Origin of the sequence: Ralstonia pickettii, from assembly GCF_000607165.1 — a bacterium.
GTDB lineage: Bacteria > Pseudomonadota > Gammaproteobacteria > Burkholderiales > Burkholderiaceae > Ralstonia > Ralstonia holmesii.
Genome location: NZ_JFZG01000008.1, coordinates 483,086 through 498,561, shown reverse-complemented (window position 1 = coordinate 498,561; position 15,476 = coordinate 483,086). Strand labels below are relative to the sequence as shown.

The 15,476-nt window shown below is 62.9% G+C and carries 11 protein-coding genes; 7 read left to right on the top strand and 4 right to left on the bottom strand.

What is annotated here, in order from left to right; translation table 11 throughout:
• Positions 1-6 precede the first annotated feature (6 nt).
• The gene (locus tag BG83_RS0113765; protein ID WP_024977276.1) at positions 7-591 is read left to right on the top strand and encodes an IMPACT family protein; all 585 of its coding nucleotides are present in this window, start codon (positions 7-9) and stop codon (positions 589-591) included.
• Between the two features lie 3 nt (positions 592-594).
• Here BG83_RS0113765 and BG83_RS0113760 read toward each other — a convergent pair whose 3' ends face one another.
• Positions 595-1,020, bottom strand: coding sequence for a hypothetical protein (locus BG83_RS0113760; RefSeq protein ID WP_235193195.1), 426 nt, complete (start codon positions 1,018-1,020; stop codon positions 595-597).
• A 112-nt stretch (positions 1,021-1,132) separates the two neighbouring features.
• Positions 1,133-2,044 carry a LysR family transcriptional regulator gene (locus tag BG83_RS0113755; RefSeq protein ID WP_024977274.1) on the bottom strand — a complete coding sequence of 304 codons (912 nt, stop codon included), beginning with the start codon at positions 2,042-2,044 and terminating at the stop codon, positions 1,133-1,135.
• Between the two features lie 346 nt (positions 2,045-2,390).
• Here BG83_RS0113755 and gcl point away from each other — a divergent pair, with 346 nt between their 5' ends.
• The 5 genes from gcl (at position 2,391) to pyk (ending at position 10,012) form a co-directional block, all read left to right on the top strand.
• On the top strand, positions 2,391-4,166 hold the full coding sequence (gene gcl / locus BG83_RS0113750; RefSeq protein ID WP_024977273.1) for a glyoxylate carboligase: 1,776 nt from the start codon (positions 2,391-2,393) through the stop codon (positions 4,164-4,166).
• 43 nt (positions 4,167-4,209) lie between these two features.
• Complete coding sequence (hyi, locus tag BG83_RS0113745; RefSeq protein WP_024977272.1) at positions 4,210-4,992, top strand: hydroxypyruvate isomerase; 783 nt, start codon at positions 4,210-4,212, stop codon at positions 4,990-4,992.
• A 633-nt stretch (positions 4,993-5,625) separates the two neighbouring features.
• Entirely contained in the window at positions 5,626-6,540 is a 915-nt protein-coding gene (gene glxR, locus BG83_RS0113740; protein WP_024977271.1) for a 2-hydroxy-3-oxopropionate reductase, read from the top strand.
• Between the two features lie 65 nt (positions 6,541-6,605).
• The gene (locus BG83_RS0113735; protein WP_024977270.1) at positions 6,606-7,925 is read left to right on the top strand and encodes a glycerate kinase type-2 family protein; all 1,320 of its coding nucleotides are present in this window, start codon (positions 6,606-6,608) and stop codon (positions 7,923-7,925) included.
• Positions 7,926-8,533: 608 nt separating this feature from the next.
• Positions 8,534-10,012, top strand: a complete 1,479-nt coding sequence (gene pyk / locus BG83_RS0113730; protein ID WP_024977269.1) for a pyruvate kinase — start codon at positions 8,534-8,536, stop codon at positions 10,010-10,012.
• A 24-nt stretch (positions 10,013-10,036) separates the two neighbouring features.
• Here the strand turns inward: pyk and hemN are convergent, their stop codons facing one another.
• Positions 10,037-11,521 carry an oxygen-independent coproporphyrinogen III oxidase gene (gene hemN / locus BG83_RS0113725; protein WP_024977268.1) on the bottom strand — a complete coding sequence of 495 codons (1,485 nt, stop codon included), beginning with the start codon at positions 11,519-11,521 and terminating at the stop codon, positions 10,037-10,039.
• A 254-nt stretch (positions 11,522-11,775) separates the two neighbouring features.
• Between hemN and BG83_RS0113720 the strand changes: the two genes are divergently transcribed.
• Positions 11,776-12,864, top strand: coding sequence for an ABC transporter substrate-binding protein (locus BG83_RS0113720; protein ID WP_024977267.1), 1,089 nt, complete (start codon positions 11,776-11,778; stop codon positions 12,862-12,864).
• An 85-nt stretch (positions 12,865-12,949) separates the two neighbouring features.
• On the opposite strand, the gene BG83_RS0113715 is transcribed toward BG83_RS0113720, so the two are convergent.
• Positions 12,950-15,070, bottom strand: a complete 2,121-nt coding sequence (locus BG83_RS0113715; protein WP_024977266.1) for a UvrD-helicase domain-containing protein — start codon at positions 15,068-15,070, stop codon at positions 12,950-12,952.
• Positions 15,071-15,476: the final 406 nt, after the last annotated feature.

Below are 15,476 nucleotides of genomic sequence, written 5' to 3'. Positions count from 1 at the left end.
CCGCGCGTGCCGACGTACACGCTGCGCGCGCCGGTTTCTGCCGAGCTGGAAATCAAGAAGAGCCGCTTTATCGGGTTGGCCGTGCCGGTTGAAGACCGGGCCGCCGCCATGGACGTCATTGCACGCCTGCGCGCCGAACACCCCGCTGCCACGCACGTCTGCTGGGCGCTCCTGGCGGGCGGCCAGTCAGGCATGTCCGATGACGGCGAGCCCTCCGGCACGGCAGGCCGCCCCATTCTTGAAGTGCTGCGCCATCACGATCTGGACGGCACGCTGGGCGCCGTGGTGCGTTACTTTGGCGGGGTCAAGCTCGGCGCCGGCGGTCTTGTGCGCGCCTACACGGATGCCATTGCCACCGCGCTCATGCACGCCGAACGCGTGGAGCGCATCGCCAGCACCACGCTCACCCTCGCCACCGATTACGCCGATGAGGCGCGCATCCGCCGCTGGATCGATGATGGCGGGTATGCGCTACTCGATGCTGCCTACGATGTGGGCGTCACGCTTACCGTACGGTTGCCGGTGACGGATGAGGCTGCAGCACGCGTCGCGTTGCGGGATTTGACGCAGGGGCGCGTGGCGATTACCTAGCGCTTATCGCTCGGGAGCGAGCGGAGAGGCGGGCGCGGAGCCCGGGCAACACGGGTTCTGGCAGTCCGGTTGGAAAACTACGTAGGCGGCTGTCGGCATTTTGGGAGCGACACCCTCGCGTTCCACGGCACGTAGATGCGTATCGGCTTCGGACGACTCGACTTTGTCGCCCTCGATTCCGACAGCGTCCAGCACGGCCTGGATGCTTCTGAGCCGCAGCACTGCCAGCTCTGGGTCGGGAGCAGGCTCGGACGCCTCCCGCAAGCGCACCCGGTACTTGCCGCCGCTGCGGAAATCTTCTTTGAGCTGCGAATCCCATTCCGCCAGTTTCAGGATTTCGGCGGTCGGCAGCGCAGACTCGCCGGGCGAGAACACCAGCGGGTGCTCAAGCCCGGTCAGATCGCACGCCAGGGCGGAAGTGCTGAGCATGAGAGCGCCGACAACTGCAGTTCTGTGTAGCATCTTCAGTCTCCGGCATTGAGCGCGCCACCCGCGAAGCATCTGATGACAAGTTTAGGAACCGTCATCCATTTCCGCACGCTCAACTCGTTCGCGACCAATACCCCGCTTGGCCATACACCGTCTTCAGGTGTTCGATAAAGAACCGGATCTTTGCCGGCACCGGCCGCTGCTGCGGGTACACGGCGAGGATGTCGTAGTCGGGCAGCGCGTAGTCGTCCAGCACGGTCATCAGCGCGCCGGATTCCAGCTCGGGCTGAATCTCCCACGTTGAGCGCCACCCCAGGCCTAGGCCTTCGCCCATCCAGCGGTGCAGCAGTTCACCATCGTTGCAGTCGAGATTGCCGTTCACCTTCACGGTGACGGCCTTACCGTTCTGCTGGAAATACCAGCCGCGCTGCTGCCCACCCTGCAGGTTGAAGGCGAGGCAGTTATGGCGCTCGAGATCATCCAGCGTGCGAGGCACGCCGTGCTTGGCGAAGTACGCAGGCGTGCCGCACACCACGCGCTTGTTCGACGCCAGGCGGATCGCCACGAAGTTCGGATCGATCGCGCCGCCAATACGGATGCCCACGTCGTAGCCTTCGCGCACGAGGTCGACCACGCGGTCGGTCAGGTTGAAGGAGATGCGCACGTCGGGGTTGGCGCGCAGGAAGTCCGGCGCGTGCGGGGCGACGTGCTTGCGGCCGAAGGCAGCCGGCGCCGAGACGATCAGGTGCCCGGTCGCCTTGTGGCGGCCCTCGGCAACCAGCAGCTCTGCGCGGTCCAGCTCGCCCAGCGCCTTTTTGCACTGTTCCATGAACACCGCGCCCTGCTCCGTCACCGCAATGCGGCGGGTCGACCGGTGCAGGAGCTTCACGCCCAGGCGGGCTTCCAGCGCGTTGATGCGGCGGCCGATCATGACGGGCGTCACATCCTGCGTGAGCGCGGCGGCGGCCATGCTGCCGTGTTCCACCACGGCGATGAACGCTTCGATCTGCTTGAGCTTGTCCATTCCATCATTCCAGTTCGCAATGTCTGACCATTTTAGTGAGCATTCCGTACCTGGATTGCAGCTTTCTGGCGCATATCACCTGTGACGAATGGCAAAAATGGTGGACAACGATGTGATCGATACGAGCGCGTTGCGCCATTCTTTTGCGCCGCACAAAAGCAGCTTGAAACGGCTTCAATACAAGCTTCTTCGGCGTATTAGTTGCCGGGGAATTGGTGCGGTACGCAAAACCATTCGGTATTCAGAGTTAGCAATCAACTGACGAAAGCTGCGTTTATCCATATCGGCATGCGGGAATAGGATCAGCTCCAACGGATTCCCACCTTCCCCTTCCTGGAGACACCCCATGCCGAAGATGAGAGCGATTGATGCCGCAGTTGCGGTGATGGAAAAAGAAGGCATCACCACCGCCTTCGGCGTGCCTGGTGCCGCCATCAACCCGTTGTACTCGGCGCTGCGCCGCGCCGGCAACATTGACCACGTGCTGGCCCGCCACGTTGAAGGCGCCTCGCACATGGCCGAGGGCTACACCCGTGCCGAACCCGGCAACATCGGCGTGTGCATCGGCACGTCGGGGCCGGCCGGCACCGACATGATTACCGGCCTGTACTCGGCCTGGGCAGACTCGATCCCCATCCTGTGCATCACCGGCCAGGCGCCCCGCGCCCGTCTGTACAAGGAAGATTTCCAGGCCGTCGACATCGAGTCGATCGCCAAGCCGGTCACGAAGTGGGCCGTCACCGTGCGCGAGCCGGCACTGGTGCCGCGCGTGTTCCAGCAAGCCTTCCACCTGATGCGCTCGGGCCGCCCCGGTCCGGTGCTGATCGACCTGCCCTTCGACGTGCAAGTCGCCGAAATTGAATTCGACCCCGACACGTACAGCCCGCTGCCGGTCTACAAGCCCGCGGCCACGCGTGCCCAAGCCGAGCGCGCCATCGAGATGCTGTGCCAGGCCGAGCGCCCGCTGCTGGTGTGCGGCGGCGGCGTGATCAACGCTGATGCGGCCAAGCTGATGGTCGAGTTTGCCGAGTTGGTGAACGTGCCCGTGGTCCCGACGCTGATGGGCTGGGGCGTGCTGGCCGACGACCACCCGCTCAACGCCGGCATGGTCGGCCTGCAAACATCGCACCGCTACGGCAACGCCACGCTGCTCGCTTCGGACTTCGTGTTCGGCATCGGCAACCGCTGGGCCAACCGCCACACGGGCAGCGTCGACGTCTACACCAAGGGCCGCAAGTTCATTCACGTCGATATCGAACCGACCCAGATCGGCCGCGTGTTCGGCCCCGACCTGGGCATCGTCTCGGACGCCAAGGCTGCGCTGGAGAAGTTCATTGAAGTGGCCCGCGAGCTGAAGGCCGCCGGCAAGCTGCCGTGCCGCAAGAGCTGGAACGCCGACGTGCAGAAGCGTAAGCGCACGATGCTGCGTCGCTCCGACTTCGACAACGTGCCCATCAAGCCGCAGCGCGTGTACCGCGAGATGAACCAGTACTTCCCGCGCGACGTGCGTTACGTGAGCACGATCGGCCTGTCGCAGATCGCTGCTGCGCAGTTCCTGTCGGTCAACCAGCCGCGCCACTGGATCAACTGCGGCCAGGCAGGCCCGCTGGGCTGGACGATTCCCGCCGCCATCGGCGTGAAGGTGGCCTCGCCCAACAGCGACGTGGTGGCCATCTCGGGTGACTACGACTTCCAGTTCATGATCGAAGAGATGGCGGTGGCCGCGCAGTTCAAGGTGCCGTACATCCACGTGGTGGTGAACAACTCGTACCTGGGCCTGATCCGCCAGGCGCAGCGCAACTTCGAGATGGACTACTGCGTCCAGCTCGCCTTCGACAACGTCAACGCTCCTGAGCTGAACGGCTACGGCGTCGACCACGTGAAGGTGGTGGAAGGCCTGGGTTGCAAGGCGATCCGCGTGTTCAAGCCGGAAGACATCGAACCCGCCTTCGCGCAGGCCCGCCTGCTGATGGCCGAGTTCTCGGTGCCGGTGATGGTGGAAGTGATTCTCGAGCGCGTGACCAACATCGCGATGGGCACCGAGATCGACAACGTGGTCGAGTTTGAAGACGTGCTCGACCTGGAAGACACCCTCACGGAAGCCGAAGGCGTCACCGCATAAAGACGACCCGCCGTTCCCTCACCGTCCGATAAAAGGAGAAACCATGACAAAGCTGGCAGCCAACCTGACCATGCTCTTCAACGAGCAGGCCTTCCTTGACCGCTTCGAAGCCGCCGCGCGTGCGGGCTTTCGCGGTGTGGAATTCCTGTTCCCCTACGCGTTCCACGCAGACCAGATTGCCGATCGTCTGAACCGCTTCCAGCTCGACCTCGTCCTGCACAACCTGCCGGCCGGCAACTGGGACGGCGGCGAGCGCGGTATCGCCATCCTGCCCGATCGCGTGAGCGAGTTTCAGGACGGCGTGGGCGAAGCCATCAAGTACGCCAAGGTGCTCGGCGTGAAACAGCTCAACTGCCTGGTAGGCATTCGCCCCGAAGGCGTGAGCGAAGACGCTGCACGCAAGACGCTGGTGGAGAACCTGAAGTTTGCGGCGAAGGCGCTGAAGGCCGAGAAGATCGATCTGCTGATCGAGCCGATCAATACGTTCGATATTCCCGGCTTCTACCTGAACCGCACGCAGCAGGCGCTGGATCTGATCAACGACGTGGATGCGTCCAACCTGTATGTGCAGTACGACATCTATCACATGCAACGGATGGAGGGCGAAGTGGCAAGCACGCTGAAGCGCCATCTGGACAAGATCAAGCATGTGCAGTTGGCGGACAACCCTGGCCGTAACGAACCAGGTACCGGCGAGATCAACTACCAGTTCCTGTTCCGTTGGTTGGATGAGATTGGCTACCAAGGCTGGATTGGTTGTGAGTACAAGCCTAAGGCTGGGACTGTGGAAGGTCTTGGTTGGCGGGCGGCTCACAACGTTGCTTGATGCCCCATTGGTGATGTTCGCCTTGTCCCGGCGGGAGTGGTGCATCCCTTGTTTCATCCCCTGCCGGGGCTGACTCACTTTTCTTTGTCTTGCCAAAGAAAAGTAAGCAAAAGAAAGGCGCGCCCGAGATGGCGACTTCCCCTTGAATTTATGTCGCAGAGAGGGAGTGCAGGCAACTCGCTTCGCTCAAACAGGCCTGCCCTCTTTTTCCTCTCTGCAACAGAAATTCAAGGCGCCATCTAGGGCTCCAACGGCCAAACCATCGACCACAGGTGCAGTAGGAACCCGCAGCACAACGCGAAGCGAAGCGAGCAGCAACAGCAACAAGCAAGAGCCTCTAGGTCAGCACACAGATTGTGTGGCCGTACCCCTGCCCTAGATGGCGCCTTGAATTTGTGTAAGCGGGCGGAAAAAGGAAGGAGGCTGTTTGAGCGCAGCGAGTTTGCCTCCTTCCCCGCCCGGTTACACAAATTCAAGGAAGGGGTCGCCATCTCGGGCGCGCCTTTCTTTGCTTACTTTCTTTGGCAGGACAAAGAAAGTGAGTCGCCCCCGGCAGGGGGTGAAAGGGAGATGAACCACCAAGGTTCAAACAAGCAAACCACCAACACATTCAAACCAAGGAGATCCCTCACCATGGCAACCACCAATCTCAACCTCGGTTTCATCGGCCTCGGCATCATGGGCGCCCCCATGGCAGGACACCTGCGCGCCGCCGGCCACACGTTGTTCGTGCACGACGTCAACCCGGCCCCGGCCGCGCTGGTGGAAGCCGGCGTGACGGTCTGCACGAGCGCCGAGGAAGTCGCCAAGCGCGCCGACATCATCTTCATCATGGTGCCGGACACGCCGCACGTTGAAGCCGTGCTGTTTAGCGAGAAGGGCGTGGCCAAGGCGCTGAAGGATGCAGGCAAGGACGTTGCTGCCGGCAAGATCGTGGTCGACATGAGCTCGATCTCGCCGATCGCGACGAAGGACTTCGCATCGCGCATCAACAAGACCGGCGCGCAATACCTGGACGCTCCGGTGTCGGGTGGCGAAGTGGGCGCGAAGGCTGCATCGCTGACGATCATGGTGGGCGGTGAGCAGGCTGCGTTCGATCGCGTTGCTCCGCTGTTTAACCTGATGGGCAAGAACATCACGCTGGTCGGCGGCAACGGCGACGGCCAGACCACCAAGGTGGCCAACCAGATCATCGTCGCGCTGAACATCCAGGCCGTGTCGGAAGCGCTGCTGTTCGCATCGAAGGCGGGTGCAGACCCGGCGAAGGTCCGTCAGGCACTGATGGGCGGTTTCGCTGCGTCGCGCATTCTCGAAGTGCACGGCGAGCGCATGGTCAAGCGTACGTTCGACCCGGGCTTCCGCATCGAGCTGCACCAGAAGGACTTGAACCTGGCCCTGCAGGGCGCCAAGACCCTGGGCGTGGCCCTGCCGAACACGGCCACCGCGCAGGAGCTGTTCAACACCTGCGCTGCCAACGGCATGGGCAAGCAAGACCACTCGGCGCTGTGCCGCGCGATCGAGATCATGTCGAACCACGATATTGCGTAAGTTGTGTGCACTGTCGCAGCCTTCGGGCGGCGGCAGTTTTTTTTGCTGTCTCCCCGCTTTCTGCCATGCACCACGACCAGTCTGCCCAGGCCGCCCTGCGCGCTGCCTTGCCCAATCCGTCGCCGCGCGCGTTGCTGCACGGCCTGTTTGATACCGCGGTGGCTGCGGTCAGCGCTGCGCAATGCTTGCCGGCATTCCTGCCCGAACCGCCGCGTGGCCGCACCATCGTCATCGGCGCGGGCAAAGGTGCAGCCGCGATGGCCGAGGCAGTGGAGCAGCACTGGAAGGGCGAACTCTCTGGCCTGGTCGTCACGCGTTACGAGCACGGCCGCGCGCCCGGCACACAAGGCCGGATTGAAGTGGTTGAAGCCTCGCACCCCGTGCCCGATGCGGCCGGCCAGCGCGCTGCGCAACGCATGGTCGGCCTGCTCGAAGGTTTGACAGAGGACGACCTTGTCCTGTGCCTGATCTCGGGCGGTGGCTCGGCCCTGCTGGCTGCACCAGCCGAGGGCCTGACGCTGGCCGACAAGCAGTCCGTCAACCGCGCGCTGCTCAAAAGCGGCGCGAGCATCGGCGAGATGAACTGCGTGCGCAAGCACCTGTCGTCGATCAAGGGCGGGCGCCTGGCGCTGGCGTGCGCACCGGCACGCGTCGAGACCCTGCTGATCTCCGATATTCCTGGCGACGACCCAACGCTCATCGCCAGCGGCCCGACGCTCCCCGACGCCACCACCTGCGCGGATGCCCTGGCCGTGATCAACAAATACGGCATCGACGTACCCGATGCAGTGCGCCGTCATCTGGAAACCGGCGCAGGCGAAACGCCCAAACCCGGCGATGCACGTTTCGAAGGCCATCGCAGCCACGTCATCGCGACAGCTCAGCACGCGCTGGAAGCGGCGGCCGCACAGGCACGCGCACTCGGTTATGAGGCGCACATCCTGTCGGACAGCATTGAAGGTGAAGCGCGCGATGTGGCCGAAGTGCACGCCGGCATCGTGCGGCAGATCGTGGCGCGCAATCAGCCGTTCACCAAGCCGTGCGTGATTCTGTCGGGCGGTGAAACCACGGTGACGGTGCGCGGTAACGGCCGCGGTGGCCGTAATGCCGAGTTTCTCCTGGCACTGGGCGTGGCGTTGGATGGCCTTCCGGGTGTGCATGCAATTGCCTGCGATACCGATGGCATCGATGGCTCGGAAGACAACGCTGGAGCGATCCTGACACCGGATAGCCTGGCGCGTGCTGAAACGCTTGGGTTGAAGCCGAAGCAATGGCTCGACAACAACGACGGGTATGGGTTCTTTAATGCGTTGGGCGATTTGATTGTGACTGGGCCGACGCGGACTAATGTGAATGATTTTCGGGCGATTTTGATTACTGCTTGACGTTGGACTGGACGAGGGATGGATTGATGCTTTTGGTTCATCCCTTGTTTCATCCCCTGCCGGGGCTGACTCACTTTCTTTGTCTTGCCAAAGAAAGTAAGCAAAGAAAGGCGCGCCCGAGATGGCGACTTCCCCTTGAATTTATGTCGCAGAGAGGGGAAGGGGAAAACTCGCTTCGCTCAGACAGGCCTGCCCTCTTTTTCCTCTCTGCAACAGAAATTCAAGGCGCCATCTAGGGCTCCAACGGCCACACCATCGAGCACGAGTGCAGTAGGAACCAGCAGCACAACGCGAAGCAAAGCGAGCAACGCAGCATCAAACAAGAGCCAACTAGGACTGCGCACAGATTGTGTGGCCGCACCCTGCCCTAGATGGCGCCTTGAATTTGTGTAAGCGGGCGAAAAAAGGAAGGAGGCTGTTTGAGCGCAGCGAGTTTGCCTCCTTCCCCGCCCGGTTACACAAATTCAAGGAAGGGGTCGCCATCTCGGGCGCGCCTTTCTTTGCTTACTTTTCTTTGGCAAGACAAAGAAAGTGAGTCGCCCCCGGCAGGGGGTGAAAGGGAGATGAACCACCAAGGTTCAAACAACAACCCCACCGGAAACACCAACATGCGCCGCTTCCGCAACACCAAAATCCTAGCCACCCTCGGCCCCGCCAGCAGCGACAAAGACACCATCCGCGCCCTCTTCGACGCCGGCGCAGACGTCTTTCGCTTGAACTTCAGCCACGGCTCGCACGAAGACCACCGCAAGCGCTACGACACCGTGCGCGCGGTGGAGGCCGAGACCGGCCGCCCGATTGGCATCCTCGCTGACATGCAAGGCCCGAAGCTGCGCATCGGCACGTTCGCCGATGGCCGTGTCGTGCTCAAGAACGGCGATCGCTTTGTGCTCGACCGCGACCCGACGCCGGGTGATGTCACCCGCGTGCACCTGCCGCACCCTGAGCTGTATGCGGCTGCCGCGCCAGGACAATCGCTGTTGCTCGACGACGGCAAGATCCGCCTGGAGGTGGAAGCCGCCGATCCGACGGTCATCGTCACGCGCGTGGTCGATGGCGGCCCGCTGTCGGACCGCAAGGGCGTGAACGTGCCGGATGCGGTGATCCCCATTCCGGCGCTCACAGAGAAAGACCTGCGCGACCTGGACTTCGCCCTGTCGCTGGGCGTCGATTGGATCGCACTGTCATTCGTGCAGCGCGCCGAAGACGTGATCGCCGCGCGCGAGATCATTGGCGACCGCGCCGGCCTGCTCTCCAAGATCGAGAAGCCCGCAGCGCTGCTGCATCTGGAAGACATCGTGCAGGCGTCCGATGCCCTGATGGTGGCGCGCGGCGACCTGGGCGTGGAACTGCCGCCCGAGCGCGTGCCTGGCGTGCAGAAGCGCATCCTGCGCATGGCGCGCCACCACGGCAAGCCGGTGGTCGTGGCCACGCAGATGCTGGAATCGATGATTGAGGCGCCGGTGCCGACGCGTGCCGAAGCGTCTGACGTGGCCAGCGCCGTGTATGACGGCACCGATGCCGTGATGCTGTCGGCCGAGTCGGCCAGCGGCAAGCATCCGGTGGCTGCGGTCAGCATCATGAACCGCATCATTGCCGAGACCGAGCGCGACCCGCTGTACCGCAACCTGATCGACGCGCAGCATCAACCGCCGCTGCCCACGCGCCAGGACGCCATCTGCGCGGCCCTGCGCGACGTCACGCACATCCTGGGCGCAGTGGCCACCGTCACCTACACGTCCAGCGGTCAGACCAGCCTGCGCGCCGCGCGCGAGCGGCCGCTCGCGCCCATCGTGAGCATCACGCCGCGCCTGGATACGGCGCGCCGTCTGGCGATCACGTGGGGCGTGCACAGCACGGTCAGCCCCGATGTGAGCAACGTCGACGAAATGGTGGATGCAGCGTGCCGTGCCGCTGCGCGTGAAGGCTTTGCCGTGTCGGGCGACCAGATCGCCATCACGGCGGGCATGCCGTTCGGCCAGGCCGGTTCGACCAACCTGCTGCGCCTGGCGGAAATCTGGCCGCAGACGCTGGTCAGTGCGCAGACGCAAACCACTGCACTGCAGCCCGAACCGGTAACGGTCTGACGTGACGTCGGGCCAGTAGGCGGATCAGACCACTTTGGAGTAGCGCGGGACGAAGGTGACGGGCTTGCCCTCGGCTTCCACCGCGCGCTCCGTGCCTGCCTCACGCAGGTGCGAATCGAACACCATGGCGATGCGGCGTACGAGCAGCCGCCCTTGCGGCGTGATGACGATACGCTCGTCCCCTACCTTCACCAGCCCGGCTTCCTCCAGGGGTGCCAGCGCCTGCAGCTCGTCCGCAAAGCTGCGCTTGAAGTCCAGCCCGTGGCGCGCACCGAATGCGCGCATGTTCAATTCGAACCCGCACATCAACTCGCCAATCAGCGCGCGGCGCACGTGGTCGTCCGGCGTGAGCGACATGCCGCGCAGCACGGCAAGTTCGCCGGCGTCGATACGTGCGTAATAGGCGTCGAGATTCTTCTCGTTCTGCGCATACACATCACCCACGCGGCTGATGGCGGACACGCCAAAGGCCAGCATGTCGCAATCGGCGTGCGTCGAATAGCCCTGGAAATTGCGCTGCAGCCGCCCTTCGCGCTGCGCGATGGCGAGTGCATCGTCAGGCCGCGCGAAGTGGTCCATGCCAATGTAGACATAGCCCTCGGCAACGAGGCGCTCCACCGTCATCGCCAGCAAATCGAGTTTTTCGTCTGCGGTCGGCAGCGTGAGCATGTCGATGCGGCGCTGCGCCTTGAACAGATGCGGCAGGTGCGCATAGCTGTAGACGGACAGCCGATCAGGCGCCATCTCCAGCACACGATCCAGCGTGGCGTTGAAGGTTTCCGTGCGCTGATACGGCAAGCCGTAGATCAGGTCGAAGCTGATCGACTCGAAGCCCAGCCGGCGCGCCGTGTCGACCACGCGGCGTGTCTCTTCCACGCTCTGGATGCGGTGGACCGCGCGCTGGACATCGGGGTCAAAGTCTTGAATGCCGAGGCTTGCGCGGTTGAACCCGATTTCGGCCAGGACTTCAAGCGTGGCGTCGTCGGCGTGGCGTGGGTCGAGTTCGACGGAGATCTCGCCATCGTTGGCCAGATCGAAATGCTCACGCGAGGCGGCCATCACGGCGCGCATTTCGTCGTGCGCAAGGAAAGTGGGCGTGCCGCCACCCCAATGCAACTGCGTTACGCGGCGCAGGGGGCCAATCTGGTTGGCCACCATCGCCATCTCGCGGGCGAGGGTTTCAACGTAGCGTGCGCTGCGCGAGCGATCCTTGGTGATGACCTTGTTGCAGCCACAGTAATAGCAAAGGTTCGCGCAGAACGGCAGGTGCATGTACAGCGACAGCGGCGCATGCAGCGCGGGCGCAATCGCCGCGCGGCGGTGCAAGGCGTCGAGGTAATCGGCGTTACCGAATTTGTTGTGAAAGCGGTCTGCCGTCGGGTACGACGTGTAGCGCGGGCCGTGCGTATCAAAGCGCTGCGCGAGCTCGCGCACCTGCGGCGCCGACCAGCGGAAGGCGGTGTCATTTGCGGCGGACGGATCGTCGGCCGGCTTGGCGAACGGAAACATGGGGCGATTGTTGTGGGGGCGATGGTTCATCCTAAAACTGCGGTGCGGGTGTCGCGTTGATGTGTGTCAACGTCAGTCACCGCCTGTTCAAACGCATCGCCCCCTCCGCCGGGAGGGACCCAACTTCACCGATCTGTCACGTTCTACCCCCTAACATCGACAATCGGCACCATGGCCGCGTCGCCAGCCATACGCTGGCCGTCACAACAACACAACAGCGCAGGTCGTCGACTCGATTTTTTGGGGGAAACACCATGTGGCAGAGACTGGCACGCCGCGGCGCATGTGCGCTGGCCTGCGCGGCCGTGACGCTGGCGGTGCATGCGCAGGGTACGTCTTTTGTCGTCGGCCAACTGGTCGAACGCGGTGCAGACCAAGCCGACTACGCGCGCGACTTCATGGCCGGCGCCAAGGTTGCATTCGATGCGGCCAACCAGAACGGCGGCATCAAGGGCCGGCGCATCAGCCTCGTCCGGCGCGAAGCTGCGCTTGGTGAAGCCGTACCGCAGGCCGTCGACATGATCGATCGCGACCATGTAGAAGTGCTCTTTGGCGTAAGCGAACGCCTGCTGCCCGCGCTGGTCGCGTCTGCCGAGATCGCACGGCGCAACGTGCCGCTGCTCGCCCCGCTCTCGGGCGCGACATCCGCGTCTGACAACGTCCTGTTCATCCGCCCCGATTACGACCACGAGATCGTCGCTGCGCATAACCGGCTGCGGCAGTTCGGGATGCGGCGGATTGCGCTCGTCACTGCAGCAGGCTTTGATCCGCAGCTTGGTGCGCGTCTGCGAGGCACGTTAGCCAAGGGGAGCACTGGGGAGACGCTGGACCTTTACACGCTCACCGGAGACCCGGCGGAACTTGCTGCCCGTATTGCACTGACAAAACCCACGGCAGTGATCATCGCTGGCGATACGCTGACCTACGCCACCGTTGGGCGTGCGCTGGCGCAGCAGGGGTGGTACGGCTTTCTCGTCGGGCTATCGTCGGTCAACCCACAAGTGGCGCGGGAGATCCTGGGCGCGGGGTACAGCGGCGGCATGCTGCTCGCGCAGACGGTGCCGAACCCGGCCAGCGGCGCCACCAAGGTCGCGCGCGAGCATATGGCGCGGATGAAGCAGTTTCTGGATGAGCCGCCTTCTGCTGCAACGCTGTCGGGGTATATCGCTGCGGTGTATTTGATTCAGTCGATGAATGCCAGCGGTGGCAAGGTTGCCGGTGCAGAACTGCGGCGTGCATTGCAGACCCGCGTTGATGTGGGCGGGTTCACGCTTGATTTCACGCGTGGGAATCGGGGGAGTGAGTTTGTTGATCTGAATTACATTCAGGGGGCGGGGAATTGATTTGGACTTGGTGGTCTGGTTCTGTTTCAGCCCCGGCAGGGGATGAAGCAAGGGATGCACCACAAACAAAGAACAAAAAAACCAATCACGAAGCCACAGGTTTCTTCGCCGCCAGCAACCCCTTCAACGCCCCGAGCCGATCCTTCGGCGACATCGCCGGCATGGTGTCCTCCGGTGTCGGCCCCGCGTCTTCGCCAAGCTTCATCTCCGCGATATAGCGCGACGGCTCACACACCACCGTCTCCCGCGCACGCTTGCGCTTCTTGCACCAGCTGATATGCAGACTGCGCTGCGCCCGCGTGATGCCCACATACATCAACCGCCGCTCTTCTTCGATCTTCTCGTCGGTCAGATCATCGTCTTCGCGGCAGTGCGGCAGGATGCCCTCTTCCACGCCCACCAGGAACACGTGCGGATATTCGAGCCCCTTGCTCGCATGCAGCGTTGACAGGCGCACAGCATCCGGGTCCTCTTCCTTGCCTTCGAGCATGCTGATCAGCGCGATGGTCTGCGTGAGCTCCAGCAGGTTTTTGCCGGCGTCCATCAGGCCATCGGCATTGTCGAAACCGGTGGCCTCTTCGTCGTCGTCTTTCTCGGGCTTGGTGCCCTTGCGCTTGAGCCAGTCGAGAAACTCCAGCACGTTGGTCCACTTGTTCTGGGCCTGGCGCTCGTCGTGGGTGTCATACAGGTAGGCCTCGTAATGGATGCCTTCCATCATCTCGTCGAGCAGCGTGGCGGCTGGTTCCTTGGCGGCCCGGTCCGACAGCCGCACGATGAACTCGCAAAACACCCGCAGCGGCTCGAGCTGGCGCGGCGCCAGTTGGGCTTCGATGCCGCCCATCATCGCCGCTTCGAACAGCGACACCTTCGCCTGTCCCGCAAACGAACCCAGCACTTCCAGCGTCGCGTTGCCCACGCCGCGCTTGGGCGTGGTGATGGCGCGGATGAACGCAGGATCGTCATCCGCATTGGCAATCAGCCGCAGGTAGGCGCACAGGTCCTTGATCTCGGCCTTGTCGAAAAAGCTCTGGCCGCCCGAGAGCACATACGGAATGCGCTCGCGGCGCAGGATCTGCTCAAACAGGCGTGCCTGGAAGTTGCCGCGATACAGGATCGCGTAATCCCGAAACTGCGCGCGGCGCTCGAACTTGTGGGCAGAGAGCTTGAAGACCACGCTCTCGGCTTCGTGCTCTTCGTCATTGGCGCTGGTCACGTTGATCGCGTCGCCCATGCCGTGCTCGCTCCACAGCGTCTTCTCGAACAGCTTCGGGTTCTGCGCGATCACGGCGTTGGCCGCATTCAGGATGCGCACGGTGGAGCGGTAGTTCTGCTCCAGCTTGATGACCTTCAGGTTCGGGAAATCCGTCTGCAACAGCTTGAGGTTGTCGAGCGTGGCGCCGCGCCAGCCGTAGATGGCCTGATCGTCGTCGCCCACCGCCGTGAAGGCCGGCGCACGCAGGTGTGAGCCACCCGCCAGGAGCTTCAGCAACTGGTACTGGCAGGCGTTGGTGTCCTGGTATTCGTCGACAAGGAAGTAGCGCAGGCGGTTCTGCCACTTCAGCCGCACCTCTTCATTGCGCGCGAACAGCTCGGCAGGAATACGAATCAGATCGTCAAAATCCACGGCCTGATACGCGTGCAGCGTCGCAACGTAATTGCGGTAGACGAGCGCCGCCTGATGGTCATCGACGTTGTTGTTGGCGAGCGCCTCGGCAATCGCGGTGTCCGGGTCGACGAGACCGTTCTTCCACAGCGAGATCGTGCTCTGCACACGGCGGATCAGTTGCTTGTCGGTGGTCGCCAGTTGCTCCTGGATCATCCCGAAGCAGTCGTCCGAATCCATGATCGAGAAGCGCGGCTTGAGGCCCACGTGCTCGGCCTCGGCCCGCAGGATCTGCACACCGAGCGAGTGGAACGTACACACCGTCAACTGCTTGATGGGAATGCGCTTGCCGTCTTCGCGTGTTTTGCCGTCCATCAGCTTGGCCACGCGCTCCTGCATTTCCTTGGCGGCCTTGTTGGTGAACGTAACGGCAGCGATGTGCCTCGGTTCGAAGCCCTTGTCGAGGATCAGGTGCGCAATCTTCTGCGTAATCACGCGCGTCTTGCCTGAGCCCGCCCCGGCCAGCACCAGGCATGGGCCGTCGAGGTAATGCACACCTTCGGATTGGGCAGCATTGAGCCCGTGGGCGAGACCGGAAGACATGGGAAGAGGCAGAAGAAAAAGCAGGCGGGAACGTACAGCGGAAGGGGATGGTAGCACGTGCGATCCGATGGTTCCCGCCCTCGGCACGGCGGCGGGTGCCCAGGGGCCTCGCCTCCGTTTTTTATTTTTTTGTCGATTTTTAGGCTCGCAGTTTCCGATGGAGTCGTTTTTTAAACCACGTTTTTGACGCATTTCCTTTTGCGCGGCACAGCGAGGTCGCTACCAGATTTTGGAATCCACTGATTGATGGTTGTCAAATTCAAAACTAAGAATTGGCTGACATCTGTAATTTCTTGTGGTGGCAATGGGCATCTTTATGCCATCAAAACCAGCGGTCTAGCATCGGCCGTACGCCTTGATGTAGGAATTTTCTGATCTTGCGGATTCCATCGCTTATTGCGATGCG

What these genes read in the sequence shown, in the direction of transcription:
- BG83_RS0113760 (WP_235193195.1), bottom strand. Translation starts at nt 1,020, where the DNA reads ATGCTCAGCACTTCCGCCCTGGCGTGCGATCTGACCGGGCTTGAGCAC.
- BG83_RS0113755 (WP_024977274.1), bottom strand. Translation starts at nt 2,044, where the DNA reads ATGGACAAGCTCAAGCAGATCGAAGCGTTCATCGCCGTGGTGGAACAC.
- gcl (WP_024977273.1), top strand. Translation starts at nt 2,391, where the DNA reads ATGCCGAAGATGAGAGCGATTGATGCCGCAGTTGCGGTGATGGAAAAA.
- hyi (WP_024977272.1), top strand. Translation starts at nt 4,210, where the DNA reads ATGACAAAGCTGGCAGCCAACCTGACCATGCTCTTCAACGAGCAGGCC.
- glxR (WP_024977271.1), top strand. Translation starts at nt 5,626, where the DNA reads ATGGCAACCACCAATCTCAACCTCGGTTTCATCGGCCTCGGCATCATG.
- BG83_RS0113735 (WP_024977270.1), top strand. Translation starts at nt 6,606, where the DNA reads ATGCACCACGACCAGTCTGCCCAGGCCGCCCTGCGCGCTGCCTTGCCC.
- pyk (WP_024977269.1), top strand. Translation starts at nt 8,534, where the DNA reads ATGCGCCGCTTCCGCAACACCAAAATCCTAGCCACCCTCGGCCCCGCC.
- hemN (WP_024977268.1), bottom strand. Translation starts at nt 11,521, where the DNA reads ATGTTTCCGTTCGCCAAGCCGGCCGACGATCCGTCCGCCGCAAATGAC.
- BG83_RS0113720 (WP_024977267.1), top strand. Translation starts at nt 11,776, where the DNA reads ATGTGGCAGAGACTGGCACGCCGCGGCGCATGTGCGCTGGCCTGCGCG.
- BG83_RS0113715 (WP_024977266.1), bottom strand. Translation starts at nt 15,070, where the DNA reads ATGTCTTCCGGTCTCGCCCACGGGCTCAATGCTGCCCAATCCGAAGGT.